The sequence below is a fragment of the Candidatus Pedobacter colombiensis genome (genome assembly GCA_029202485.1).
GTDB classification, from domain to species: domain Bacteria; phylum Bacteroidota; class Bacteroidia; order Sphingobacteriales; family Sphingobacteriaceae; genus Pedobacter; species Pedobacter colombiensis.
The window spans coordinates 2,346,695-2,371,396 of record CP119313.1; the positions used below are offsets into that span (position 1 = coordinate 2,346,695).

General features: G+C 36.9%; 22 protein-coding genes. 17 read left to right on the top strand and 5 right to left on the bottom strand.

Features of this window, described 5'->3' with window-relative positions:
• The first annotated feature begins 53 nt into the window (after window positions 1–53).
• From P0Y49_09975 to P0Y49_10005, 7 genes are all read left to right on the top strand, one after another.
• Entirely contained in the window at window positions 54–359 is a 306-nt protein-coding gene (locus P0Y49_09975) for a phosphoribosylpyrophosphate synthetase (GenBank protein WEK21464.1), read from the top strand.
• A 66-nt stretch (window positions 360–425) separates the two neighbouring features.
• Window positions 426–626 carry a coproporphyrinogen III oxidase gene (locus tag P0Y49_09980; protein ID WEK21465.1) on the top strand — a complete coding sequence of 67 codons (201 nt, stop codon included), beginning with the start codon at window positions 426–428 and terminating at the stop codon, window positions 624–626.
• 184 nt (window positions 627–810) lie between these two features.
• A complete protein-coding gene (hemF, locus tag P0Y49_09985; GenBank protein WEK21466.1) occupies window positions 811–1,707 on the top strand; it encodes an oxygen-dependent coproporphyrinogen oxidase in 897 nt (298 codons plus the stop codon).
• Between the two features lie 129 nt (window positions 1,708–1,836).
• Complete coding sequence (gene gyrA / locus P0Y49_09990) at window positions 1,837–4,446, top strand: DNA gyrase subunit A (GenBank protein ID WEK21467.1); 2,610 nt, start codon at window positions 1,837–1,839, stop codon at window positions 4,444–4,446.
• Between the two features lie 36 nt (window positions 4,447–4,482).
• Window positions 4,483–5,559 carry a tetratricopeptide repeat protein gene (locus P0Y49_09995; GenBank protein ID WEK21468.1) on the top strand — a complete coding sequence of 359 codons (1,077 nt, stop codon included), beginning with the start codon at window positions 4,483–4,485 and terminating at the stop codon, window positions 5,557–5,559.
• Between the two features lie 85 nt (window positions 5,560–5,644).
• Window positions 5,645–6,793 carry a hypothetical protein gene (locus tag P0Y49_10000; protein ID WEK21469.1) on the top strand — a complete coding sequence of 383 codons (1,149 nt, stop codon included), beginning with the start codon at window positions 5,645–5,647 and terminating at the stop codon, window positions 6,791–6,793.
• Between the two features lie 203 nt (window positions 6,794–6,996).
• Window positions 6,997–9,156: an FUSC family membrane protein gene (locus P0Y49_10005; protein ID WEK21470.1), complete on the top strand. Its 2,160-nt coding sequence runs from the start codon at window positions 6,997–6,999 to the stop codon at window positions 9,154–9,156.
• 30 nt (window positions 9,157–9,186) lie between these two features.
• Here P0Y49_10005 and bioB read toward each other — a convergent pair whose 3' ends face one another.
• From bioB to P0Y49_10020, 3 genes are all read right to left on the bottom strand, one after another.
• Window positions 9,187–10,197: a biotin synthase BioB gene (bioB, locus tag P0Y49_10010; protein WEK21471.1), complete on the bottom strand. Its 1,011-nt coding sequence runs from the start codon at window positions 10,195–10,197 to the stop codon at window positions 9,187–9,189.
• 99 nt (window positions 10,198–10,296) lie between these two features.
• Window positions 10,297–11,415 carry a magnesium/cobalt transporter CorA gene (corA, locus tag P0Y49_10015; protein WEK21472.1) on the bottom strand — a complete coding sequence of 373 codons (1,119 nt, stop codon included), beginning with the start codon at window positions 11,413–11,415 and terminating at the stop codon, window positions 10,297–10,299.
• Window positions 11,416–11,418: 3 nt separating this feature from the next.
• The gene (locus P0Y49_10020) at window positions 11,419–12,030 is read right to left on the bottom strand and encodes a WbqC family protein (protein ID WEK21473.1); all 612 of its coding nucleotides are present in this window, start codon (window positions 12,028–12,030) and stop codon (window positions 11,419–11,421) included.
• Window positions 12,031–12,107: 77 nt separating this feature from the next.
• On the opposite strand from P0Y49_10020, the gene P0Y49_10025 reads away from it, so the two are divergent.
• Together P0Y49_10025 and P0Y49_10030 are read left to right on the top strand one after the other, a co-directional pair.
• Window positions 12,108–12,950 carry a lysophospholipid acyltransferase family protein gene (locus P0Y49_10025; protein WEK21474.1) on the top strand — a complete coding sequence of 281 codons (843 nt, stop codon included), beginning with the start codon at window positions 12,108–12,110 and terminating at the stop codon, window positions 12,948–12,950.
• Entirely contained in the window at window positions 12,950–13,963 is a 1,014-nt protein-coding gene (locus tag P0Y49_10030; protein WEK21475.1) for a glycosyltransferase family 2 protein, read from the top strand. Before P0Y49_10025 ends, P0Y49_10030 begins: the two co-directional genes overlap by 1 nt.
• On the opposite strand, the gene aroQ is transcribed toward P0Y49_10030, so the two are convergent.
• Window positions 13,964–14,383, bottom strand: a complete 420-nt coding sequence (gene aroQ, locus P0Y49_10035; GenBank protein ID WEK21786.1) for a type II 3-dehydroquinate dehydratase — start codon at window positions 14,381–14,383, stop codon at window positions 13,964–13,966.
• A 45-nt stretch (window positions 14,384–14,428) separates the two neighbouring features.
• Here aroQ and xerD point away from each other — a divergent pair, with 45 nt between their 5' ends.
• Window positions 14,429–15,328, top strand: coding sequence for a site-specific tyrosine recombinase XerD (xerD, locus tag P0Y49_10040; GenBank protein ID WEK21476.1), 900 nt, complete (start codon window positions 14,429–14,431; stop codon window positions 15,326–15,328).
• Here the strand turns inward: xerD and prmC are convergent.
• Entirely contained in the window at window positions 15,325–16,191 is an 867-nt protein-coding gene (prmC, locus tag P0Y49_10045; GenBank protein ID WEK21477.1) for a peptide chain release factor N(5)-glutamine methyltransferase, read from the bottom strand. The two genes, xerD and prmC, sit on opposite strands and share 4 nt — an antisense overlap.
• A 48-nt stretch (window positions 16,192–16,239) precedes the next feature.
• Here prmC and ribD point away from each other — a divergent pair, with 48 nt between their 5' ends.
• The 7 genes from ribD (at window position 16,240) to P0Y49_10080 (ending at window position 24,694) form a co-directional block, all read left to right on the top strand.
• The gene (gene ribD, locus P0Y49_10050; protein WEK21478.1) at window positions 16,240–17,292 is read left to right on the top strand and encodes a bifunctional diaminohydroxyphosphoribosylaminopyrimidine deaminase/5-amino-6-(5-phosphoribosylamino)uracil reductase RibD; all 1,053 of its coding nucleotides are present in this window, start codon (window positions 16,240–16,242) and stop codon (window positions 17,290–17,292) included.
• Window positions 17,289–18,146, top strand: a complete 858-nt coding sequence (locus P0Y49_10055) for a DMT family transporter (protein ID WEK21479.1) — start codon at window positions 17,289–17,291, stop codon at window positions 18,144–18,146. The genes ribD and P0Y49_10055 overlap by 4 nt, the downstream gene beginning before the upstream one ends.
• Window positions 18,146–18,760: a YigZ family protein gene (locus P0Y49_10060; GenBank protein WEK21480.1), complete on the top strand. Its 615-nt coding sequence runs from the start codon at window positions 18,146–18,148 to the stop codon at window positions 18,758–18,760. Before P0Y49_10055 ends, P0Y49_10060 begins: the two co-directional genes overlap by 1 nt.
• A gap of 45 nt (window positions 18,761–18,805) precedes the next feature.
• Window positions 18,806–19,672 carry a nucleoside phosphorylase gene (locus tag P0Y49_10065; protein ID WEK21481.1) on the top strand — a complete coding sequence of 289 codons (867 nt, stop codon included), beginning with the start codon at window positions 18,806–18,808 and terminating at the stop codon, window positions 19,670–19,672.
• Between the two features lie 89 nt (window positions 19,673–19,761).
• Window positions 19,762–20,082 (top strand): hypothetical protein, encoded by a 321-nt coding sequence (locus P0Y49_10070; protein WEK21482.1) that lies wholly within the window; start codon window positions 19,762–19,764, stop codon window positions 20,080–20,082.
• A 392-nt stretch (window positions 20,083–20,474) separates the two neighbouring features.
• Window positions 20,475–22,544 carry an alginate lyase family protein gene (locus P0Y49_10075; protein WEK21483.1) on the top strand — a complete coding sequence of 690 codons (2,070 nt, stop codon included), beginning with the start codon at window positions 20,475–20,477 and terminating at the stop codon, window positions 22,542–22,544.
• A gap of 11 nt (window positions 22,545–22,555) precedes the next feature.
• On the top strand, window positions 22,556–24,694 hold the full coding sequence (locus P0Y49_10080; GenBank protein WEK21484.1) for a DUF4958 family protein: 2,139 nt from the start codon (window positions 22,556–22,558) through the stop codon (window positions 24,692–24,694).
• Window positions 24,695–24,702: the final 8 nt, after the last annotated feature.

Genomic DNA, 24,702 nt, shown 5'->3' on the forward strand with positions numbered 1-24,702 from the left:
AACTATAAAATTTTATATAGGATGATGACGTAATTTTTTAGTAAATTAGGATTATGTACATATATGACACCCTCACCGCCGCAGTTGCTGACCTTGAAAAACGAGGTTATGAGTATGATTTTAATCTTTCAGCCGAATTTATTGAGTGTAAAGCGATAGATATTCAGCTGATGCCGGAAGAATTTGAAATTGATGAGTTTTACCGCTTTGAAGGTATGACTGACCCTGACGATAGTTCGGTCATCTATGCTATTTCTTCTCAGGTTGGTAATTTAAAGGGGGTAATTATAGATGCTTATGGGGCCTATTCTGAAAACATTTCACCTGAGCTCCTGGATAAGTTAAAAATACATCACTGATTTTTAAATTAATAAAACCTTTAAGGGGGTTAACTTGTTAGGTTGGTGAATTTAAAACAAAACCAAATGAGAAAACTATTTTTAAGCTTTGCTATTGCTATTTTTTTAGGCTTAGCAATTTCCGCATGCAATTCTACAAAGAGTGTATCAGGTGATTCTGACAGTCTTAAAGTTGACACAAATATCACTCCTGCAGTTGATACAACAAATATGACGGATACGATGAAAACTATGCCAGACACTACAACAATGCCACCAGCGCATTAGGAAATAAACGTTAAACGAGGGAAAAAAGAGGTAAATCAAAAAAAGATTTCACCTCTTTTTTTATTTAAAAGCAATTTGCCGGATGTAATTAACGCCTGGTATAGTGTCAAAACAATGTACTATCTGTATTTTTTAGGGAAGATGAGCTTTTATTAAGGTTAACTTTGAGCTTAGCTTTATTGAAATGATGTTTAAAGATCAAGTAGTAGCGGCCTATCAAAAAATTCAGGATGAGATTTGCAGCAGTTTAGAACTGGCTGATGGAAAGGCAAAATTTGAAGAGGAGATATGGAACCGGGAAGGTGGTGGTGGTGGCAGAACCCGAATCATGCAACATGGAAATGTAATTGAAAAGGGTGGTGTCAATTTTTCTGCAGTACATGGAAAACTACCTGATACAGTTAAAAAGGCATTTAAAGTAGAAAATGATGAGTTTTTTGCTACGGGTGTTTCTATTGTAATGCATCCATCTAATCCGTTCGTACCGATCATTCACATGAATATTCGTTATTTCGAAATGGATGAGCAGACCCGTTGGTTTGGCGGCGGTATAGATTTAACTCCTCATTATGTGATTGATACTGATGTAAGGTACTTTCATCATCTTTTAAAGCAAACCTGCGATCAGTTCGACCCTACATTTTATCCAAAATTTAAAACCAATGCTGATGATTATTTCTTTATTAAACATAGGGATGAAACCAGGGGCGTTGGCGGTATTTTTTATGATAGACTGAAGCCTGAAAATACAGGTTTGTCTTTCGATCAGTTACTGACTTTCTCTGAAGCCGTGGGAAATACGTTTATTCCGGCTTATACAGAATTAATCGAAAGAAACCGTGATCAGCAATATACACCTGAGCAACAGGAATGGCAATATTTGCGTAGGAGCAGATATGCTGAGTTCAATTTGGTTTATGATTCTGGTACTAAATTTGGCCTGGAAACCAATGGACGGATAGAATCTATTCTGATGAGCTTGCCTCCAATGGCAAAATGGATCTATAATCACCAGCCGATTTCGGGCAGCCCAGAAGCAGATACGCTAAGTAAACTTAAAAAGGGAATTGTGTGGGCTTAACGGCCAAATAGAGCCTCGATTTATACGTTAAAATTTTTCCACAATGCGCCTTTATGGCGCATTTTTTATTAGATTCGCAAGGTTATAAGAATACGACCTTTAAATCGTTCTTAAGGAACATTAATATTTATGGCAGAAGATTTAGAAAATCAAGAAAACGACAAAATAATTAGAATCGATATTGACGAGCAAATGAGATCCGCTTACATTGATTATTCAATGTCAGTTATCGTATCAAGGGCTTTGCCTGATGTGAGAGATGGATTGAAACCGGTACACCGCCGTGTGTTATACGGGATGCTTGATCTGGGATTAGCAAACAATAAACCATATAAAAAATCTGCACGTATTGTTGGTGAGGTACTAGGTAAGTATCACCCACATGGTGATTCGTCTGTATACAATACCATGGTAAGGATGGCTCAGGATTGGAGTTTACGTTATTTAATGGTTGAAGGACAAGGAAACTATGGTTCAATTGATGGTGACTCTCCAGCTGCAATGCGTTATACTGAGGCGCGTTTCCACAAGATAGCTGAAGAGATGCTTGCTGACATCAATAAAGATACCGTTGATTTTCAACTAAACTTTGATGATTCATTGCAGGAGCCTACTGTGCTTCCTTCGAAAGTTCCAAACCTGTTAATTAATGGTTCATCAGGTATTGCGGTAGGTATGGCAACAAATATGCCACCTCATAACATCACAGAGACGATCAATGCGACAATAGCCTATATAGATAACAATGAAATCACTGTAGCCGAATTGATGAAACATATTAAAGCGCCTGATTTCCCAACAGGAGCCATCATTTATGGTTATACAGGTGTTCAGGAAGCATTTGAGACCGGAAGAGGCCGTATTGTAATGCGTGCTAAAGCTGAAATTGAAGCTACTAAAGATCGCGAAACTATTATCGTAACTGAAATACCTTATCAGGTAAATAAAGCGATGATGATTGAGCGTACCGCTGAATTGGTTGGTGAGAAAAAGATTGAAGGTATATCAAACATCAAGGATGAGTCTAATAAAGATGGTATCCGTATCGTTTATGAAATTAAACGTGATGCGAACGCTTCGATTGTTTTAAACAACTTGTTTAAACAAACAGCATTACAAACCTCATTTAGTGTAAATAACATTGCACTTGTAAAGGGCAGACCACAGTTATTAAACCTGAAAGATCTGATCCATTATTTTGTGGAGCACAGACATGAGGTCGTGGTTCGTAGAACTAAATTTGAACTTGCTGAAGCTAATAAGCGTGCACACATATTAGAAGGGTTACTGATTGCATTGGATCACCTGGATGAGGTAATTAAACTGATCCGTAGCTCTGAAACGCCTGAAGAAGCCAGACTAGGTTTAATGGAAAAATTCGGCTTATCTGATATTCAAGCAAGAGCGATCCTTGATATGACCCTTCGTAGGTTAACAGGTCTGGAGCGTGATAAGATCAAAGATGAATACAATGAATTGATGAAACTTATCGAATACTTGCAGTCTATCTTAGCTGATGAGGGTAAACGTATGCAGATCATCAAAGATGAACTGACCGAAATGAAAGATAAGTATGGCGATGAACGTAGAACAACTATTGTTCACTCGGCAGAAGATATGAGCATGGAAGACTTTATCGAGGATGAAGAGGTAGTGATTACCATTTCTCATGAAGGCTATATTAAACGTACTCCAGCTACAGAATATCGTACTCAAGGTAGAGGTGGTAAAGGCTCTAAAGGAAGTGATTCAAGGAATGAAGACTTTATAGAGCATTTATTAATTGCTTCTAACCATAACTATATGTTATTCTTTACTGAAACTGGTCGTTGTTTCTGGTTAAGGGTTTACGAAATCCCTGAAGGATCGAGACTAAGTAAGGGAAGAGCAATCCAGAACATCATTAATATTCCTAAAGAAGAAAAAATCAAGGCCTTTATTAAGGTTAAGAATTTAAAAGATCAGGAGTATCTGGAAAACAATTACATCATCATGTGTACTAAAAAAGGAACGATTAAGAAAACCTCGTTAGAGGCTTATTCGAGACCTAGGGTAAATGGTATCAATGCAATTAACATCAACGAAGGTGATCAGTTATTAGAAGCAAGCTTAACTACAGGTTCAAGCGAAATTGTAATGGCTTTACGTTCAGGAAGAGCTATTCGTTTCAATGAGGAGAAAGTTAGACCAATGGGTAGAACCGCTACCGGTGTACGTGGTGTAACCCTTGCTCATGAAAAAGATGAAGTAGTTGGTATGATCGCCGTGGATGATCCGGGAGCAACCGTATTGGTCGTTTCGGAAAAAGGTTACGGTAAACGTACGGACATTGAAGATTATCGCGTTACCAATAGAGGTGGTAAAGGTGTTAAAACTATTAACGTTACTGAGAAAACAGGAAACCTGGTTGCCATTAAGAATGTTACTGATGCTGATGATTTAATGATTATCAATAAATCAGGTATTGTAATCAGAATTGTGGTAAGTGAATTAAGGGTAATGGGTCGTGCAACTCAAGGTGTGCGTTTGATTAACCTGAAAGGTAACGACGAAATTGCTTCTGTAGCCAGAATTGAGCATGAAGACGAGGAAGTGGAAGAAACCGAAAGTTATGTTGTGTTAGATGGTGAGTCGGCAGGTGAAGGTGAACCTGAAGATGAAGTTACTGATGATACTCCTGAGAATGATGAAGAAGAGGGGGGAGATGCTGATGATACCACCGCTGAAGAAGAAGAATAACAAAAAAGAATAATTGTTGAACATAAATAGTATAAAATGAAAAAGGTACTTTTAAGTATTCTGTTTGTAGGTGTTGCCTCATTTGCAAACGCTCAAAAAAGTGAAATTAGTGAGGCTAAAAAAGCATGGAATCTTTTAGGCTTAACTACAGGCAAAACCTTAGCGGACCATTTAAAAGCGCTTAATGGCGGATTGGCTCATGCTGATCTGGCTGTAGCGAATGAGAAGTCTAAAGATTTACCTGATGCATGGTCTTATAGAGCATTATTTGCCTCAAGGATCGCTTTGATAGACTCTGTTGATTTAAAGAATGCTAAAGCCAAACAGAAAATAGCTGAAGAGTCGATTGCAAAAGCTAAAGAGCTGGATAAAAAAGGTTCTGAAAAAGATAATATTGAGCAAGCAAAAGTGAATGTAGAGAACGCAATTAGAAACAGAGCGATCTTTGCTTACAAAAAGAAAGACTTTGCTGAAGCACTGGAAGCCTTTAACGAAATCACTACTAAAAATCCAAATGATACAAGTATGTATGTCAATGCAGGTGTAACTGCTAAAGAAATACAGAACTATCCGGAAGTGATTAGAAATTTTAAAAAAGCGATAGACTTGCACTATCCTGATTCTAAAATATTATATTCTGAGATCATTAACGTTACTTTTGATAAACTTAAAGATAGTGTTGGTGGATTGGCCCTTCTAAAAGAAGCAGCAGCAAAATACCCTGACGATTCTTATTTTATCGGCCTGGAGACAGATCTTTACATTAAAAAAGGTGACATTGCAAAATCTCAGGAAATGCTTCAAAAGCTAATTGCTAAAGATCCTAAAAACCCGACTTATCAATATTTAATGGGTGATACCTATTATAAACAAGCTTTAGCTATCCAAACGCAAAGAAATGCTTTAGACGTTAAGAAAACTAAAGAATTTAATGAAATGGGCGTTAAGATGACAAAGTTCATTGATTTGTCAATTCCTTATTATAAAGCAGCTTTAGAATTAGATCCTAAGAATGCGAATGCACTGGAGAATCTGAAAATCATTTATCTGTTTAAAGATGACAAGGTTAACTATGAAGCGATCAACAAAAGATTAGAAGCGTTGAAGAAATAATTTAATAGCAATAATTAAAGTAAAAAGAGGGGTAATTTTTATCCCTCTTTTTTTTTTATAAGTTTGTAGCAAGAACATGTTTTGTATGAGTAAGATATCTTTTGTTTATAGCGTATTTCTCGTTTCTATAAGTTGTAATGTTGCTTTTGCCCAAAAAAGTCAGCTTCAAATCGCACGTAACAGTGTTGGTAAACTGCAAGTTGCTATTAATGCTAAGCAGGATGCTAAAAAGCAGTTAAGTATACTAGGAGAGGGGGTTAAAGCTGCAGATGCTGCTCAAAATGACAAAAAGACAAAGAAATGGCCAGAAACATGGGCATTAAAAGCATATTTAAGCGCTTACGTTTCCATAATTGATAATGATGAGGGAAATGCAGATCGATATTATACACTAGCTGCACAAGCTATAGATTCTGCCAGAAGACTCGATAAGTTTCAGGCGAATTATCGGTTAATTGCGGCCGCTGCATACAACATCAATATTAGAAAACAAAAAAAAGGTGGTGCTGCCTTTGCAAATGGTGATTATGCTACAGCTTATGAGTTGCTTAAAGAGGTAAGTGATTTTTTGCCAAAAGATACAACTTTAGCTGTAAATACAGCCTTGTCTGCTCAAAACATTCAGTATTTCGATAATGCTTTGGCATATTTTAAACGGGCAAAGGAAAATGGCATTAAAAATCCAATCGTTTTCCAGAACATGGCCAATATTTATACTTCAAAATTTGAACATGAGTTAGCTATACGTGCGCTTGAAGATGGCATAAAAGTAAATCCTTATAATGTTTTTCTAACCAATGATTACATCAATCTGCTGCTGGATGATGAAAAATTTGCGGAAGCCATTCGTGTGATTGAATCAACTCTCAAAGTAGAGTCGAATAATAAACTACTTTATTTTCTGTATGGCTACCTGCAACAGAATAAAGCGAACAATAGCACTGCAGAATTAGCATACAATAAGGCGTTGGCAATTGATGAGAATTATTTTGACGCCTTGTATCAATTAGGATTGGTTTATATAAATTCCGCAAATGAATCACTTAAATCCGGAAAAGCGGAAAACATTCAGAAATTCAAGTCATATATCAATCGAGCGGAAATCGCATTGCTTCAGGCGCACGAAGTCAATCAAAATGATAAAGCTACCGTGCAACTACTAATTGACATCTATACACGTAAAAATAGATTAGATAAAGTTCAGGAGCTTAAAGGTAAGCTTGAAGAGTTCTAAGTCTCTAAAGTGAGGCAATTCTAGATATACTACTTCTCTTATAAATAAGTTATATAATTAATATTATGTTAAGTAGTATTTTATGTTAAACCCTCTTGTGCTGCAAATATTTTTTGTCTTTTAAATTAATTAAATCTAAAAAATGCTGATATTACTACCAACAAAGGTCAAGTAGTTGTATGCATTAATTATAAATTTGCAGTATGTTAAATCGCCCCGTCAGAAGTATTCATGATTTTTTGCTAAGTACTTATTTTGCTGATGGATTACGTATTACACTTGGCGTTCTTTGTCCATCGCTCATTCTCGCTCAGTTTGGTCTTATTCAGTACGGAATGACACTTTCGCTTGGTGCGTTATGCGCCAGTGTTGTGGATACACCAGGACCAATTATACACCGCAGGAATGCGATGCTGATCACAACAGGGCTCATCACTTTGACATTTATCATAGTTGGTCTAACCAATAGCAATATCTATTTCACCGGGCTTCTAGTTGTGCTTTTTAGCTTTGTTTTCTCCATGTTCTTCTTGTATGGATTAAGGGCTGCATCTATTGGTACCGCGGTTTTACTCATCATGGTTTTAAGTATCGACGACATTAGGCCCTGGAAAGAGGTGTTATTTTCATCGGCACTTATCTTTATTGGTAGCATCTGGTATACCCTCTTGAGTTATTTTTTTTATAGGATCCGCCCCTATCGCATTGTGCAGCAAACTTTAAGTGATTCCATTCATGAAGTAAGTCTTTTCTTAAGGGCAAAAGCTAAATTTTATCATAAAAATATCGATTATGATGACAATTATGCTGATTTACTGCAGCTTCAGGTGCTTGTACATGAAAAACAAGATGATGTACGAGAGGTGCTGTTTAAAACCAGGGAAATTGTAAGGGAATCTACACCTGAAGGAAGGTTTTTACTATTAGTGTTTGTGGATATGGTTGACCTATTTGAGCAAGTCATGTCAACCTATTACAATTACAAACAACTGCATGAACAGTTCGACTCTACAGGTATTTTAAAGCATTATGAATCCGTAATTATAAAAATAGCAGATGAACTGGATGATATCGCTTTTTCATTAAAAACAGGTGGTATTCCTAGCCTACCAACCACCCTTATTGAAGATGTAGAAACATTAAGAAATGAGATTATCCAACTCGAAAGTAACAATACTGAAGGCAAGTATAATACATTGGGCATCATTGCGCTAAAAAACATAGAAGTCAATATCGAAAATATTCTTTCGCGGGTTAAGACAATTAATAGCTATTTCAATAAGAAAGAAAAGAAAAATTTAAAGCCCAGAGAAATAGAAGTAGAAAAATTTGTAACCAGGCAAAGTTTAGATCCTGAGTTATTCTTTGATAATATTACTTTTAGTTCATCTACTTTCAGGCATTCGCTTCGTGTTGCTACGGTAATGCTTATTGGTTTTATTATCGCTAAGTTATTAGGATTTTCTCATAGTTATTGGATATTGCTTACCATATTGGTAATTTCTAAACCCGGCTTTAGTCTAACTAAAAAACGAAATTACGAGCGTATCATAGGAACCGTTGTCGGTGCATTTATTGGAATGGGTATACTCCTTTATATTCATGATAAAAATACCTTATTTGTTATTCTGCTTTTCTGTATGATTGGTGCTTATAGCTTTCAACGTAAAAATTATGTAGTAAGTGTGCTGTTCATGACTCCCTATATCCTGGTGTTGTTTGATTTTTTAGGGATGGGAAGTTTATCCATAGCACGTGAACGTATTTATGATACGCTTATTGGTTCGGGGATTGCCTTACTGGCCAGTTATTCCTTATTCCCTTATTGGGAATATGAAAAGCTTAAAGAAGCAATGCTGGACACATTAAAAGCTAATATGAAGTATTTTGAAGAAGTAGTTTTCTTGTATACAAATGGCGTTCAAAATCTTACCAATTACAAGGTTGCCCGTAAAGAAGTGTACGTAACAACAGCCAATTTAGCTTCACTTTTCCAACGTATGTTCTCAGAGCCTAAAAGTAAACAGGTATCCATGGCCGAAATCCATCAGTTTACTGCTTTAAATCATCACCTCTCCTCTTATATAGCTACCCTTTCCTTATATAAGAAAGAACATGCTTTTGTTGTTTCTGATTTTGATACACTTAAGCCAGTCATTCAAAATACGAATTACCTATTAAATATGGCTATAGAGAATCTTCAGGCCAATAAGGGGATAACCAGCAATGTTCCTTTAATCAGAAGAAATATTAGCGAATCAATAGAGAATCAAAAGGACGAAGTAATGATTGCTGAGCAAATTGATCTTATTCAAAAGGTGGCCTATGACATTTTTAAGCTATCCGAAAAAATTAAAATATAATTTATTCTAAGGCCACAAAAACAACAGCTATTAATTAGCTGTTGCTTCTTCAGTTCTGTTAACTGTATTTACCGGTCTACCATTTTTAAAAGCTTCCCTGGTTTTTAATCCCAGTAACTCAAACATGGCCATATCATCTACAAAAGCTGGATTTGGCGTAGTCAATAATTTATCACCTGCAAATATGGAACTCGCACCGGCCATAAAGCAAAACGCCTGTTCCAAAGTACTCATTTCATTTCTTCCTGCAGACAATCGCACCACTGAATTAGGCATTACAATACGCGCAGTAGCAATCATCCTAACCATATCCCATATTGGAACACGTGGTTGGTCTTCTAATGGTGTACCTTTTACAGGTACAAGTGCATTTACCGGAACAGATTCCGGATGAACCTCCATATTGGCTAAGGTCTGCAGCATAGAAACCCTATCTTCAGTTGTTTCACCCAGACCAATAATTCCACCACTACAAACAGTTAATTTTGCTTTACGTACGTTTTTAATGGTATTTAAGCGGTCGTCATAAGTCCTTGTAGAAATGATACGTTTATAGTCATCTTCAGAAGTATCGATGTTATGATTATATGCGTACAAGCCCGCATCCGCTAGCTTTTGAGCCTGACTTTCCGTAAGCATACCTAGAGTACAGCAAACTTCCATATCCATCTCGTTTACCGCTTTCACCATTTCTATAACGCGATCAAAATCGCGGTTGTCACGCACTTCTCTCCATGCAGCCCCCATACATAAGCGTGATGCTCCCCCCTCTTTTGCTTTTACAGCAGCAGTAACGACCTGGCTCACCTGCATCAGCGGTTGAACTTCTAAGTCCGTATGATAGCGAGCTGCCTGTGGGCAATAAGAACAATCCTCTGCACAGCCACCTGTTTTAATAGAGATCAGGGAACTAACCTGAACTTCCGAATAGTCTTTATTTTCACGATGTATAGTTGCAGCTTCATAAACTAAGTCAAGAAAAGGCTTATGATAAATAGCCGAGATTTCTTCTTTAGTCCAATTGTGTTTTGTTGGTTGCATATATTTAGTTTATTAAAGTAAAATGTAGCTAATCCTGGATACATCTGTCTTGTCGAGTTCGAAAGATTGCATAAGGTGGCAAATGTAAGAATAACCCTGTTATTTAAACCATCCTTTGCGCCAGAAATATATGATTTGTAATATGGCGATTAGGCCCATAACGATTATGGTGTACAAATAGCCATGCTCTTTATAAAGTTCTGGCATGTTTTGAGGCAATAATTTTCCAGTTATAGGATCAGCACTGGCAAAGTTCATCCCATAGATACCGGCAATAAAAGTTAAAGGGATAAAAATAGATGAAATAATGGTTAGCACCTTCATAATCTCATTCATTCTATTGCTGATGATGGACAGATACATATCAATATTACTGGCCGAAATCTCTTTCAATGACTCTACCATATCGATAATTTGTATGCAATGATCATAAGCATCACGGATATACATTTTAGTCTGATCAGGGATGAGCAGACTGTCGCTTCTCAGTATGTCACTCAATTTATCTCTTTCTGGCCAAACTACCCTTCTTACATTAATCAAATTTCGTTTAACCCGTTGGGTGTCATACATCACACTTCTATCTGGTTTATCAAATAACCGATCCTCTATAAGGTCCAGTTCTTCCCCCCATGCACCCAATATCACAAAATAAGTATCAATAATGATATCCATTATTGCATACATCAAATAGCTGCTGCCTGCAATTCGGATGTTTCCTTTCCCTGCGATCAGCCTCGCACGAACCGGATCTAAACAATCTTTATAGCCCTCTTGAAATGTAAACAATGTATTTTGCATTAAAATAAAAGAAACCTGGTCATTATCCATATTCTTTTGTTCATCAAAATGAAGCATTCTGCTAATTGCAAAATCGTATTTACCGTATTCTTCCAGCTTTGGTCTTTGATTTGGAGTCGTAATGTCTTCCAAAATCAATCTATTGATTCCAAAATCATTATTCAAGGTTTCAAACAAATCCAAAGATCCTAAGCCTTTAATTTCTATCCAATAATTAAACTCACTATTGGTAATTACCCTTGATAGATTTTCAATATTATCCAATTCCTTAACTTCATAGGTATAATCATTATAGGTATGAAAGATAATAATTGGCTTTAAAGCTTGCTCATCAATATATACAATACCCGGACTAGAACCGGCCATTCGTAAGGAGTAATTCTTACGTTTACGCTTGTGCTTTGCTGATTTACTCATACATCACAGATATGATTTGGTTTGCGGACCTTGATTAAACAACAGGTCAACAATACTTAAGTTTGGTTTAAAGCCCTCTCTATCATCAAAAACCTGGAAATAAGGCTTAAAATCACTATCATTTATGGTATTTTTAAAATGGATTTTTGCCCTGAAATCCAACGCAGGGTCTATTTCTTTTACGTATTCGGTAGTAAAGCCAATCGTAGGTTCCTTTTTAAGTTGCTTAAATAACCACTGTAATAACTCAAGGTTAAAATCAAACAAGTATTCGAATTTATGATGGTAAAACTTCGAAAACTCATCTTCATAAAATTCGAAGTAAGCTGAGTTTCTATAACAGCTCTCAAAGCTCTTCCAATGTAGCCTTTGCCAGTTAAAATCATTACTAATTTTAACATCTTTAATCTTAGTATGAACCTTTGAACCCTTGATTACAGGGATTATTAAATCCAAATGGCCATTGGGTGAGTATATTCTAGTACGATTTCTATACGTTTGCTTGGGGAAATGCTCTTCTTTCTCTATTAAAAAATTGTAATCAAAGTCTTTCAAACCAGAGAAGTAGCCAACTGGTGGAAGATAAAAAAGAGGGAATATAGCTGAACTTTGCATCTGATATTTTATGTTTGCATTCTCAATTCGCCAAATTAATGATAAAAAAAAGCTTTTCTTATATAGGAATATTTTTTTTGAACTTTTTATCCCTTCTGCCCCTTTCGCTGCTATATCCACTTGCAACTTTAGGGTATTATATCATCTATTATATATATCCTTACCGTAAACAAGTTGTTCATGAGAACCTTTCCAAGGCTTTTCCGGAGAAATCAGAAGCAGAGATCCTGCACATAGAAAAAAAGTATTTTAGGTACCTGATTAATCTTATTGTCGAGGTCGTTAAAATGGGCTCTATCTCCCGTTCAGAACTAAAAAAACGTGTAAAATTTAATAACCTCGACCAAATTGAGGAATATTTTAATAAAGGTGAAAGTGTGCTAGCTTGTACTGGGCATTATGGTAATTGGGAACTATGTATGCTGGCTTTAGGGATTGAATTATCGAAACCAGAGTATGTGATTTATAAGCCATTAAGCAATAAGGTGTTCGATGCCTGGTTTTACAAAATCCGTACCCAATATGGCAACAAGTTTATTTCTATGCGTCAGACACTAAGATCATTGGCGGCAGTTAGAAATGAGCCTACCATGTTTTGTTTTGCCGGCGATCAAACTCCTGTAGGCAGTGAGGCCCATTACTGGATCAATTTTATGAATCAGCCAACACCTGTATTATTGGGATTGGAAAAAATTGCATTACAAACCAACAGGCCTATATTCTATTTTAAAACTAAAGTAATTAAAAGAGGCTATTACGAAGTAGATTGCATTCCGTTATGTCTTAATCCTAAGGCAACCAGGGAATATGAAATCACAAATCTACAATTTGCCTTATTAGAAGATATTCTTAATGAAGAACCCGCTTATTGGCTTTGGAGCCACAGGCGATGGAAACACAAACCAGTTAACGCAGAATAATGACAATACCAAGTGTAGCAGTAGTAATTTTAAATTGGAATGGTAAGGCGTTGCTAGAGCAGTTTTTACCCAGTATAGTAAAATCGGTTTACCCAAATTTAAAGCTTATAGTGGGCGATAACGCCTCCACTGATGCTTCTATTGCCTTCGTAACGACAAATTACCCTGATGTTAAAGTGATTGTTAACGATCATAATTACGGTTTTGCTGAAGGCTATGGTAAAATATTGGATCAAATTGAAGCCGATTATTACGTGCTATTAAATTCCGATGTCGAAGTACCTGAGAACTGGATTCAGCCGGTTATTGATGCCATGGAAATGGATGATAAAATAGCTGCTGCACAGCCTAAAATTAAATGGCAAAAAGATAAAACTCAGTTTGAATATGCCGGTGCAGCCGGAGGATACCTTGATTTGCATGGCTTCCCTTTTTGCAGAGGGCGTATATTTGACACTATAGAGCGTGATACAAACCAATATGATGACCAAGTAGAGGTTTTTTGGGCCAGCGGAGCAGCCTTGTTTATTAAAAGCAAATACTGGAAAGAAGTTGGCGGATTAGATCATGATTTCTTTGCCCACATGGAGGAGATTGACCTTTGCTGGCGTTTAAAAAACCTTGGCTATAAAGTTATTTATTGTCCTGCAGCCGAAGTTTACCATGTTGGTGGTGGCACCTTAGATGCGGCTAATCCTCATAAAGCCTACCTTAATTTTAGGAACAATCTGGTTCTAATGCAAAAGAACCTACCCATAAGTGATGCATACTTTAGGATCTTTATTAGGATGTGCTTAGATTTTGTGGCCTGGATACATTTTTTATTGCAAGGCAAAACAGAATTTGCATGGGCAATAAATAGAGCGCATTATCATTTCTTATGCGATTTACAACAAAATGGTGCAAAGCGCGGTCATCATCAAATACCTTTTTTAAAGCATACCGGACTCTACCCTTCCAGCATTATATGGGCCTATTTTATTAAAAAGATCAGGTTTTTTAGCCAGTTGTAATTACTGTTTTAGTAAGCTTTCAATAGCTAAACGATAACCATCCATACCAAAACCTGTTAAAACCCCCTTGCAATTTTTGCCCGTAAGCGATACATGACGGTATTCTTCGCGTGCATAAATGTTGGATATATGAACCTCAATCACAGGAGTTTTAATGGCTGCAATCGAATCAGCAATAGCTACAGAGGTATGCGTGTATCCACCTGCATTAATCACAATGCCATCATAAGTAAAACCAACCTCATGCAATTTATTAATCAGCTCACCTTCTACATTACTTTGAAAATAGTCTATTTCAATAATGCTGTACATATCGCGCAGCGTTTTAATATATTCATCAAAACTCTGGTTACCGTAAATACCGGGTTCACGAAGTCCTAAAAGGTTTAAATTTGGGCCATTAATAATTTGTATCTTCATCATTTCAAACTTAGCCTTAAAAACTAAGAGTATAAAATTTTTTTTGTGATTAATAACCCCTACCTGCAATCCTATCGTAACTACCTCAAATTGGAGCGTTCCCTTTCCGGAAATTCAATTGAGGCTTATCTTGGAGATTTAAATAAGCTATTTCAATATTTTGAATCTATAGGTCAAACTCCACAGGTAAAAGACATTAGTGCTGCTGAGTTAAAGCTTTTCATATCCTGGATTAATGATTTAGGTATGCTGGCCAGTACACAGGCGCGGGTAGTATCCGGATTAAAATCTTTTTTTAGTTTTCTGATGCTGGAAGAGGTTATTGCTACCGACCCTTCTTCACAGCTGGAAACGCCAAGACTAACGCGTCATTTACCAGACACCATCGATATTCGCGAAATTAATGCTATGATTGAGGTGATAGATGCGTCAAAACCTGATGGAATGCGAAATAAAGCCATTCTTGAAACCCTATATGGATGTGGATTAAGGGTATCTGAGCTGATTAATCTTAAAATATCTGATGTATTTGAAGAGAATGAGTTTATACGTGTTACAGGAAAAGGAAATAAAGAGCGTTTAGTACCCATAGGGAAGATGGCTCTAAAATACATCAATATTTACCTTCATGAAACGAGAGTACATATTCCAATTAAAAAAGGCTTTGAAGATTATATCTTTTTAAATCGAGGCGGTACACGTCTATCACGTATTTCTGTCTTTAGTATTATTAAATCACTTGCAGAAAAGTCTGGATTAAAAAAAAGCATCAGTCCACACACCTTCCGCCATTCCTTTGCTACGCATCTGATAGAAGGTGGAGCAGATTTAAGAGCTATCCAGGAAATGTTAGGCCATTCCAGCATTACAACTACAGAAATCTACACCCATTTGGATAGAGATTATCTAAGAGGTATAATTACAGAATTTCATCCAAGAACTTAAAGCGCAATCGCTCGCTGACACTTTATCATTCTGTCTTTACCCTGCATATCTTTTTTTAATTCAATGTTAATAAAAGATTTAGACCTAAGCATATCAATCATTTCCTTACCATAATGCTCATTAATCTCAAAGAATAACAAACCCATATCACTCAACGATACCGAGGCAAAATCTGCAATGGCTTCATAAAATAGCAGCGGCTTTTCGTTAGGTACAAATAAAGCCATATGTGGCTCATGATCCAATACATTATGATGCATTTGCTCCTCTTCCTTCTCGGTAATATAAGGAGGATTACTAACGATCACATCGAACTTTTGCCTGGTACTAAATTCACGTATATCGGCTTCAATGAAATTAACATCTACTTGATTTAAAGATGCATTACCCGAAGCTACTTCAATTGCCTCTTTAGATACGTCTAATGCAGAAACTTCACTAAGAGGAAGGTACTTTTTTAAAGAAACAGCAATACAGCCACTCCCAGTTCCAATATCTATTATGCGTAGACTAGAACCTGTAACCTCTGCAAGTGCGCTACTTTCAATTACCCATTCAACCAGTTCCTCTGTTTCAGGCCTTGGTATTAATACTGCCGGAGTCACTTTAAAAGGCAGACCATAAAACACGGTCTCTTCAAGTATGTATTGTATTGGTTTTCCTGTTTTTAATCTAGCTAAAACCTTTAAATAAGCTGACTCTTGCTGTTCAGAAAGCAGTTCAGCTCCCTTAAGTATGGTAACGGCTCTACTAAATCCAGAAATATGATCAGTTGTGATGTAAAAGATGGATGAAACCTCCTCAGCACCATAAATGTCCTGTAGTTCTATTGTAAAATGTTGCAGCAGTTCTTTTAAATTCATACCACACAAAAGTAATTAAATCAAACAATATACCTTACTTTTGCTTCAATGACGGATGAGTTATATATGCAAAGGTGCCTGGAACTAGCTAGCATGGGCATGGGTAGCGTAAGCCCAAACCCGCTTGTTGGTTGTGTGATTGTTAGCGATGGAAAGATCATTGGCGAAGGTTATCACGGAAAATTTGGGGAGGCACATGCTGAAGTCAATGCGATTAAGTCCGTTATTGAAGCGTATGGAGATCAAGCAGCGAGGCTGTTGGCTAATGCTACAGCTTATGTAAGTCTCGAACCTTGTGCCCATTTTGGAAAAACTCCTCCTTGCGCTGATCTGTTGGTCAAGCACCAACTTAAAAAGGTTGTTATAGGTAATAAAGATCCATTTGAAGATGTAGATGGCAAGGGGATCCAAAAACTTAAAAATGCAGGCATTGAAGTGGTGACGGGTATTTTAGAGGCCGAATGTAGCAAGTTAAACCGACGCTTCTTTACACGTATTCGCAAACAGAGACCATATGTCATTTTAAAATGGGCACAAACTGCTGATGGTTACTTTGCACCAAAAAATGGCGCCCAGGAATGGATAAGTGGCCCTATGGCTAAAACACTTGTACACAAGTGGCGTACCGAAGAAGATGCTGTTCTTATTGGAAAACGGACCGCAATTGCCGATAACCCACAGCTAAACGCCAGAGAATGGGAAGGTAAAAACCCTTTACGCATCTTAATAGACCGCAATCTTCAAGTTCCCCAAAGCAATCACATTTATAACAAACTTGCCAAAACGGTTATATTTAATGAACATAAAACCGAAGTGCAGGATAATATTCACTATATACAAATGGAAGATATGCAGTATTATCTGCCTCAAAAAATAGCCTTTCAGCTGTATCTTATGGACATTCAATCAGTTATTATCGAAGGTGGAGCAAATATTCTTCATCAATTTATCGATGCAAACCTATGGGATGAAGCCCGGATTTTGAGTGCAAACAAAATCTGGTCAGCAGGTATTCCAGCTCCACAAATTAATGGCTACATTGCCGATCAGTTCACGCTTAATAATGATAAATTAACGATCTTTCTAAACAACCATTCATGATATTTCTCCTGTTCAGTATTTGCTGTAGTGTTACAGTCGCCGTATTATTAAAGCTCGCAAAACGTTACAAAATCAACATCACCCAAGCCGTAACCTGGAACTATCTATTTGCCATAGTTTTAAGTCTGATCTTCTACAAGCCAAGTTTAACTGATTTGGTATCTGCACCAATAGATTCCATTTATATTGCTCTGGGTGTATTATTACCGGTAGTGTTCTTATTTTTGGCAGGATCAGTAAGAAGTATTGGAATAGTAAAAACTGATATAGCGCAACGCCTATCGCTGTTTATTCCACTTTTAGCGGCATATTTTCTATTTAATGAGCATTTCAGCATTTTAAAAATAGCCGGACTATCAGTTGGTTTTATCGCTATATTTTTCACGTTATATAAAAAGACGGTACAGAAAAATGAAGGGTTAAATTGGTTGTATCCAATTTTTGTCTTCATAGGTTTCGGCGTTATTGATATTCTGTTCAAAAAGGTCGCTCAAATCAAGGCTATCCCTTATACAAGCTCATTAATAGTGATTTTTATACTCGCTTTCATGATTTCACTCCTCTACATTTTTTATTTATCAGTTGTTAAAAAGCAAAAATTAGAGCTGATTAATTTTATTTGCGGCTGTATTTTAGGTTTCTTTAATTTCTTCAATATCCTCTGCTATCTTAAAGCACATCGGGCAATGGCCGATAACCCCTCAGTAGTCTTTGCTGCTATGAATATAGGTGTCATTATTGTGGGTAGTTTTGTAGGTATATTCATTTTTAAAGAGAAATTAAATAAACTGAACTATTGGGGCTTATTTCTGGCACTCGTTGCCATAGTACTCATTACCAATCCTTTTGCCTAATGCTGTTCGACGACACCTATAAAACTATTGCCGAACCTTCAGAAGGAGTATTTAGAGACCGTGGCAGCAAATTTATAGGCTATGCCTACCCCATTCTCTCTGATGATGAGGTGAAAACTATATTATTAAAATTAAGATCAGAACATACTAAAGCCAGGCATTTTTGCTGGGCCTTACGTTTAAGTCCCGATAGAGGTGTATTTCGTATTCAGGATGATGGTGAACCATCTGGAACTGCCGGCAGGCCAATCTTAAATACAATGCTATCGGCTGATATAACCAATTTGTTAATTGTCGTTGTACGTTACTTTGGTGGTACCTTACTTGGCGTTCCGGGACTTATTAACGCTTATAAAACAGCTGCAGTAGAGGCATTGCAAGCTGCTACGATTATAGAAAAAACTGTAAACGACATCTATGAGATTCAGTTCGATTATCTGGTGATGAACGATGTAATGAAGCTGATCAAGGAAGAAAAACTAAACGTATTATCCCAGGATTTTGATAACTCCTGTAGCATAAAAATAGAGATCAGAAAAGCTAATCTCAATTCTATTCTAGGCAAAATAGAAAAAATTGAAGGCCTTAAAGCCAAATACCTTTTTACCGCCTAATCATTCATCAATTTATTATAACCTTAGTTTTTATTAACTTTAATTATGGGACAAGAATTATCAGCCGCAGACTTAATTATTAATCCAGATGGCAGTATTTACCACTTAAATCTATTGCCAGAGGATATTGCCGACACTGTGATCACCGTTGGTGACCCTGATCGTGTGGCTGAAATATCAAAACACTTTGATGAAATTGAACTTCGTAAAGGAAAACGTGAGTTCATTACCCATACCGGTTACCTTGGCAAAAGACGTATCACCATCCTTTCAACAGGGATTGGTACAGACAACATTGACATCGTGTTTAATGAGTTGGATGCTTTGGTAAATATTGATTTCCGCACCCGTAAAGTAAAAGAAAACCTGACCTCTTTAAACATCATTCGAATTGGTACTTCAGGTGCTATACAGCCAGATGTGCCAATGGGAACCATATTGGCTTCCACTTTTGGACTTGGTCTGGATGCACTAATGAATTATTATATCCATGAATTGTCTGGAGATGAGCATAGTCTACTAGATGGTATCAAAACACATCTATCCCATTTAAAAGGCATTACTCCTTATGTCACAGCAGCAGATAGTAGTCTGCTAAAATCAATTGCTAGTGATATGGAGCAGGGAATAACAGTTACTGCACCGGGATTTTATGCCCCCCAGGGGAGACAAGTAAGAGCCAAAAATGCCGTGTCTAACCTCATTGGCCTACTCAACTCCTTCAGAAATATGGATCATAGAATTACAAATCTGGAAATGGAAACTGCAGGTATTTACGCATTAGCAAAAGTGCTTGGGCATAAGGCCTTGTCAGTAAATGCAATATTAGCTAGCAGAGTAAATTTCGAGTTCAGCAAAGAGCCAAATAAAGTAGTTAATAAAGCTATTAAAATGGTGTTGGATAGACTCTAGGGTACTTTTAAAGGATATCATTTGTAACGCATTTAAAACAAAATCACTTTAAAAGCGTTACTTATGTATCTATTTTAATTGATATTTTTATGTTACAGCAAGCAAAAGAGAAATTAACCTTATCCATCATAGAGTCATTAGCAAAGTACGAAACAAAAGAATTAAACACCGGAAAAAGATTAATATCTGTTATTGCGGGCGTATATATGGTACAAAAAGGCATTCGCAGCTTAGGTAGACATACTTTTCTTCGTGGCATTGAAGAAATAACTTTGGGAGGTATCTTGTTGTATGGTGCAGCTAGCGGGCTTAATAAAAAGATCATCAAAAAACCGTTAAAACCATCTGATGTCAGAAGAAACCAAATTCAGGGTAACGACCCCAGATCTGGTGTGCCGGCCTTTGTGTAAAGCAACAAGTCCCTTTGTTTTAATTTCTTTCAGTAATTCTTTACCTCCTTCAATTGTCCACGGTTTAGCTATTGGTACTCCTCCCATATATCTAATAGATAGACAACAGATAATCCCTTCCTGATCATTTCTATATTTCCCGACAATGGGTTGCTTTGCTTTTTATACTCATCACAAGGAACATAGTCTGTAAACCACAAATCAATAAACGCAGCTTTATCCGGTTTCTTTTACATCCAATTGAGTAGTCCTGCTCAAAATTATGCTCAAAAAAATCAGCATTAACCAATATCTAAATGATATTAATCAAAATTGAACTCCAAAAAACTATATATCATCAATCTTTGATAATATAAAGTTAAGCCAAAACCAAACTAACCAAATTATAACCGATGAAGTATTTCAATTTAATTTTTATCGCTATTGTACTCTTTTCTTGTAGTAAAGAGTCCCTTAGAAAACCACCTGGTAATTCGGGGAATACTGAAACCACGAAGCCCAACAGTGTTATAAACCCCAGAATTTTTGAACTAATCAATCTAAATTATCCTGGTCTGGAAAAGGCTAAAGCGCTATATGAAGCTGACAAACAATATGAGGCAACAAAGGCTATTCTTGAATATTACAGGCAACGTACAAATGTTGTTAATCCCAGTCTTTCGTTAATTAATGTAACAGCTACAGATGACGATAAACTTAAGGCAGATTTTGCGTTAGATAATTACCGCTTTTTCGTGAACAACTATTACGAAGATGCTGTTAAAAAGATGCCATACTCACTAAATAATGGTGGTACTATAAATTGGTTATTTCAGCCTGCTGGAGCTGATAATGAATACCAAAAGCAATTACACAGACATCAATGGTTTATTCCTCAGGCAAAAGTTTACAGGACAACTCAAAACGAAAAATATATTCAATCATGGATTAGTGTGTATAAGGATTGGCTGGCGAAAAATCCTATGCCCGAAACAGGTACCAATACAACCACCTGGTGGCAGCTTCAAGTTGCAGAACGTGTTATAGGACAAACCCAACTATTTGAATACTACAAAAACTCTATAAATTTTACACCAGAATGGTTTTCTGAATTTATGGTTCATTTTGCCGAACATTCTGATTTCCTGGTTAAATATCCTTACCCCGACGGTAATATTCTAATATCTCAGGGTAGCGCCCTGGCTTTTGCAGGCGTATTATTTCCAGAGTTCAAAAAAGCTCCGGAATGGATGAATACAGGCTTTAAGATATTAAGTACAGAAGTTAAAACACAGTTTTTGGAAGATGGTATGCACTTTGAACTGGATTTTAGTTACCATATCAGCGCCATAGCTGATTTCTATGATGTAATGAAACTGGCAGATGCCAATAAGTCTATTGTAGGAAATGTTGCAGCAAATTTTAATGACTATTTGCACAAAGCAGCACAAATAGTGATGCATTTTACCTATCCCAATTACTTCACCACTACGGCCTCAAATAGTCAGTTCGTACCAGGTTTTAATGATACCAGACAAAGCTCATGGACAAGATCGGTACTCAATCGTAATTTCATAAAGTATAATGAAATGTTTCCTGATGATAATGAGCTGCTTTATATGGCTTCTTATGGAAAAAAAGGAACAGTACCTGCCACTACACCCAAAGCATTTACTACATCCGGGACTTATATGTTACGCAATGGTTGGGACAGGCTATCCACGATGTTTATTCTTAGCAACAATTATTCAAATAATCCTATGCAAATATGGAGTCATAAACAACCTGATAATTGTACCTTTGAACTTTATTGTAAAGGACGCAATTTCTTCCCGGATGCAGGGGTATATGCGTATACTAGTGATGGGGATAACAGTGCAAGGGAGTGGTACCGCCAAACGAGGGTACACAATACAATGACATTAGACAATAAAAACATCACAAATGCCAAAGGGAAATCTCTCGCAATAGTATCGAACGGCCAATCTGAAATAGTAGCGACAGAAAACCAGGGTTATACCAATCTCAAACTTCGCCGCTATGTATTTTTTGTCAACAAAACATTTTTTGTATTGGTAGATGAAGGTATAGGTTCTGCGAGTGGAACGGTAAATCTTAATTTCAATTTATGTGAAGGAGAGAATGAAGTTGTCGTAAGCGCTGATAAAAACGGTGCCCATACCAATTTCGCAGATGGCAATAATATGATCATAAGGACATTTGGAAGTGATAACCTAACGACCCTCCCATTTAGCGGAAAGGTTTCATACGCTCCGGGTATTGAATTTACCCGTAAGGCATATACGGTTAATATGACAAAAAGTACCGGGCAAACAGCTCGTTATATTACGGTACTGTATCCAACCAATCAGGCTGGCACAGTCCAAATCAATGCTGCTTTTACACAGCCCTTTCAAGAAACTGGTGTTGCTTTAGAAGTTAACATCGACGGCAAAACATATAATCTTAATTGTAATCTTTAAAATCATATATTATGAAGCAAATAAATACTAACCTAATATTAAAACGATACCTATCCTGGGTATTTGCATTGCTGCTCATTGTTGCAGGATGTAAAAAGCAAGAAGTTGTCGATAGTACATCTTTCGCAATTTACTATACTGGTATGACCGATATAGGGCCATCAATGACAGGAGTCATTGCATCTCCATCTTACATCGGGAGCCAACCAAATTCTTTTGAAATTGTGAGTATCACATTAGATGGTGCAACCTATTCAGGCAGTAGTTTTGAAATCAATAAGGATGATGGAACTATCAGTATAAAGGAAACAACAGGTATACCGATTGGACTGTACAAACTTACGGTTAGCTGTAATTCAAATGGTAAAAGATATGAGTTTAAAGATGCCATTGCAATCAATATGATGAAGCCTGTCCCAGATGGTATTACTGTAGTTCCAAACAAACTGACAGTTAATTATGCAGACATTATCGATCCACAGAGCACTGTTGAATTGCCTACTGCCCAGGTAACAACAGACAAAAATCATATTTCTATCAAAAAATATGAAATCGCAAAAAGTGATTTTTCTAAATACTTTGCAATATCGGCTACCGGACTTATATCTATTGTAAGAGGAGATGCTACTTTATTGCCAGGAAAATACGTGCTTTCGCTTAAGCTGACAACAGGCGCATCGGGAGCAGATGAAGGGATATTTCAGAATGCGGTAGAAGTAGATATTATTTCTAAGCCCTTGGCACTAACCTACACCCCATCATCAGGCAAGATAGAGGAAGAATCCGCACAAAGTGGAAAAACCTCATTTAACAGTAAAGCGCCAGTAGTTAAGGGGTCTTTAAACAACTTAAGTTATTCCATCAAAAGTATTAACCCGGCTACAAATAAAATAACGATTAATCCACAAACCGGAGTTATTTCTGTTGCAGAAAATCACGGATTTACGGCAGGACAACAATATAAAGTTACGGTAAATGTAAAAAATGCTTATGCCCCGGACGGTGTAGATTTTAGCGACGTCTTTGTACTGGATGTGGTTAAATTCATAGAACCTATACAATTATTTAGTTATCAAAATAAAAATGCAACACAAGCGGTTGCCTTTGATATAAGTCCCGATGCCGGTTTAAAAGGCGATGAAGTTAGATTTGAATTTGTAGAATTACCCGCTGCATTACAAGGTAAAGTTACTTTAAATGCACAAGGTGGTATCAGCGCTCTTAAAGGTAATACGATTGCTTTAGGAACCTATACCATAAAAGTAAAAGCTACAAATCCTAAAAATGAGTCAATTGCCGCCTTTACCCTTACAGTGGGTGCAAATCCTAATTATTTCACTTATGTAAGGTATGGCAATAACCTGGGTTTAAGTCCTGCAGAAAACTATGCAAACCAATTCCGTATAGCTAATGGTGCGGCCCTTACTAGTGTAAAGCCTACTCCAACAACAGATGCAAAGGTTGGCTTGACCTATGATATTAAAAATATTCAGGGAACTGCAACAATAAATGCTAGTACAGGACAGATCACATTAACCACTGTTAATGCAGCATCATGTGGTATTTTTATGGTTACGGCCACAGCTGGTAAAGGAACACCTGAAGAGTATGCTGTCCAAACTCCGGTTTTTATACATAATTCACAATCAGTAAAAGCATCTAACAATGAAATGGCATTAATTGAATACACGCCTTTCGTTTTCCAGGTAAATCCAAATACTGGTGGTCGTTCAGTAAAACCTGTAATTTCCGGAATCGCTGATAAGAGTCAACTTACAATAGATTATAGGAGGACTTTCAATTACTACAATTTCTTTGGGACTCAATTAAGTGGTCAACCCACCGTAGCAAACTCATTCTTGCAAGGGCTTTTTGATAAATATGCTGAGAGCAAGGCAACGAGTCCAAATTATAGTGCAAGAGCGCCGTTCTCCTATTATGACAATAAGGCTAGTCTTACACAAGCCTTGACTTATGTAGATGCAACAACCCTGGAATTAGTAGTTAATCCCAATAAATGGACTTACAATGGTGAAGCCGCTAATGGTGCCATGACCGGGCAGATGACCCTTGGAATTGATGGAAAAGATCCTCAAGCTAGTACAACGCAGCTATTCCCTATTATTTTATGGTTTGATACGAAATTTTAAAAAGAACA

What these genes read in the sequence shown, in the direction of transcription:
- P0Y49_09975 (WEK21464.1), top strand. Translation starts at nt 54, where the DNA reads ATGTACATATATGACACCCTCACCGCCGCAGTTGCTGACCTTGAAAAA.
- P0Y49_10005 (WEK21470.1), top strand. Translation starts at nt 6,997, where the DNA reads ATGTTAAATCGCCCCGTCAGAAGTATTCATGATTTTTTGCTAAGTACT.
- P0Y49_10000 (WEK21469.1), top strand. Translation starts at nt 5,645, where the DNA reads ATGAGTAAGATATCTTTTGTTTATAGCGTATTTCTCGTTTCTATAAGT.
- P0Y49_10075 (WEK21483.1), top strand. Translation starts at nt 20,475, where the DNA reads ATGAAGTATTTCAATTTAATTTTTATCGCTATTGTACTCTTTTCTTGT.
- ribD (WEK21478.1), top strand. Translation starts at nt 16,240, where the DNA reads ATGACGGATGAGTTATATATGCAAAGGTGCCTGGAACTAGCTAGCATG.
- P0Y49_10080 (WEK21484.1), top strand. Translation starts at nt 22,556, where the DNA reads ATGAAGCAAATAAATACTAACCTAATATTAAAACGATACCTATCCTGG.
- aroQ (WEK21786.1), bottom strand. Translation starts at nt 14,383, where the DNA reads ATGAAGATACAAATTATTAATGGCCCAAATTTAAACCTTTTAGGACTT.
- corA (WEK21472.1), bottom strand. Translation starts at nt 11,415, where the DNA reads ATGAGTAAATCAGCAAAGCACAAGCGTAAACGTAAGAATTACTCCTTA.
- P0Y49_10060 (WEK21480.1), top strand. Translation starts at nt 18,146, where the DNA reads ATGCTGTTCGACGACACCTATAAAACTATTGCCGAACCTTCAGAAGGA.
- P0Y49_10055 (WEK21479.1), top strand. Translation starts at nt 17,289, where the DNA reads ATGATATTTCTCCTGTTCAGTATTTGCTGTAGTGTTACAGTCGCCGTA.
- P0Y49_10030 (WEK21475.1), top strand. Translation starts at nt 12,950, where the DNA reads ATGACAATACCAAGTGTAGCAGTAGTAATTTTAAATTGGAATGGTAAG.
- gyrA (WEK21467.1), top strand. Translation starts at nt 1,837, where the DNA reads ATGGCAGAAGATTTAGAAAATCAAGAAAACGACAAAATAATTAGAATC.
- P0Y49_10070 (WEK21482.1), top strand. Translation starts at nt 19,762, where the DNA reads ATGTTACAGCAAGCAAAAGAGAAATTAACCTTATCCATCATAGAGTCA.
- P0Y49_09980 (WEK21465.1), top strand. Translation starts at nt 426, where the DNA reads ATGAGAAAACTATTTTTAAGCTTTGCTATTGCTATTTTTTTAGGCTTA.
- prmC (WEK21477.1), bottom strand. Translation starts at nt 16,191, where the DNA reads ATGAATTTAAAAGAACTGCTGCAACATTTTACAATAGAACTACAGGAC.
- bioB (WEK21471.1), bottom strand. Translation starts at nt 10,197, where the DNA reads ATGCAACCAACAAAACACAATTGGACTAAAGAAGAAATCTCGGCTATT.
- P0Y49_10020 (WEK21473.1), bottom strand. Translation starts at nt 12,030, where the DNA reads ATGCAAAGTTCAGCTATATTCCCTCTTTTTTATCTTCCACCAGTTGGC.
- hemF (WEK21466.1), top strand. Translation starts at nt 811, where the DNA reads ATGATGTTTAAAGATCAAGTAGTAGCGGCCTATCAAAAAATTCAGGAT.
- P0Y49_10065 (WEK21481.1), top strand. Translation starts at nt 18,806, where the DNA reads ATGGGACAAGAATTATCAGCCGCAGACTTAATTATTAATCCAGATGGC.
- P0Y49_09995 (WEK21468.1), top strand. Translation starts at nt 4,483, where the DNA reads ATGAAAAAGGTACTTTTAAGTATTCTGTTTGTAGGTGTTGCCTCATTT.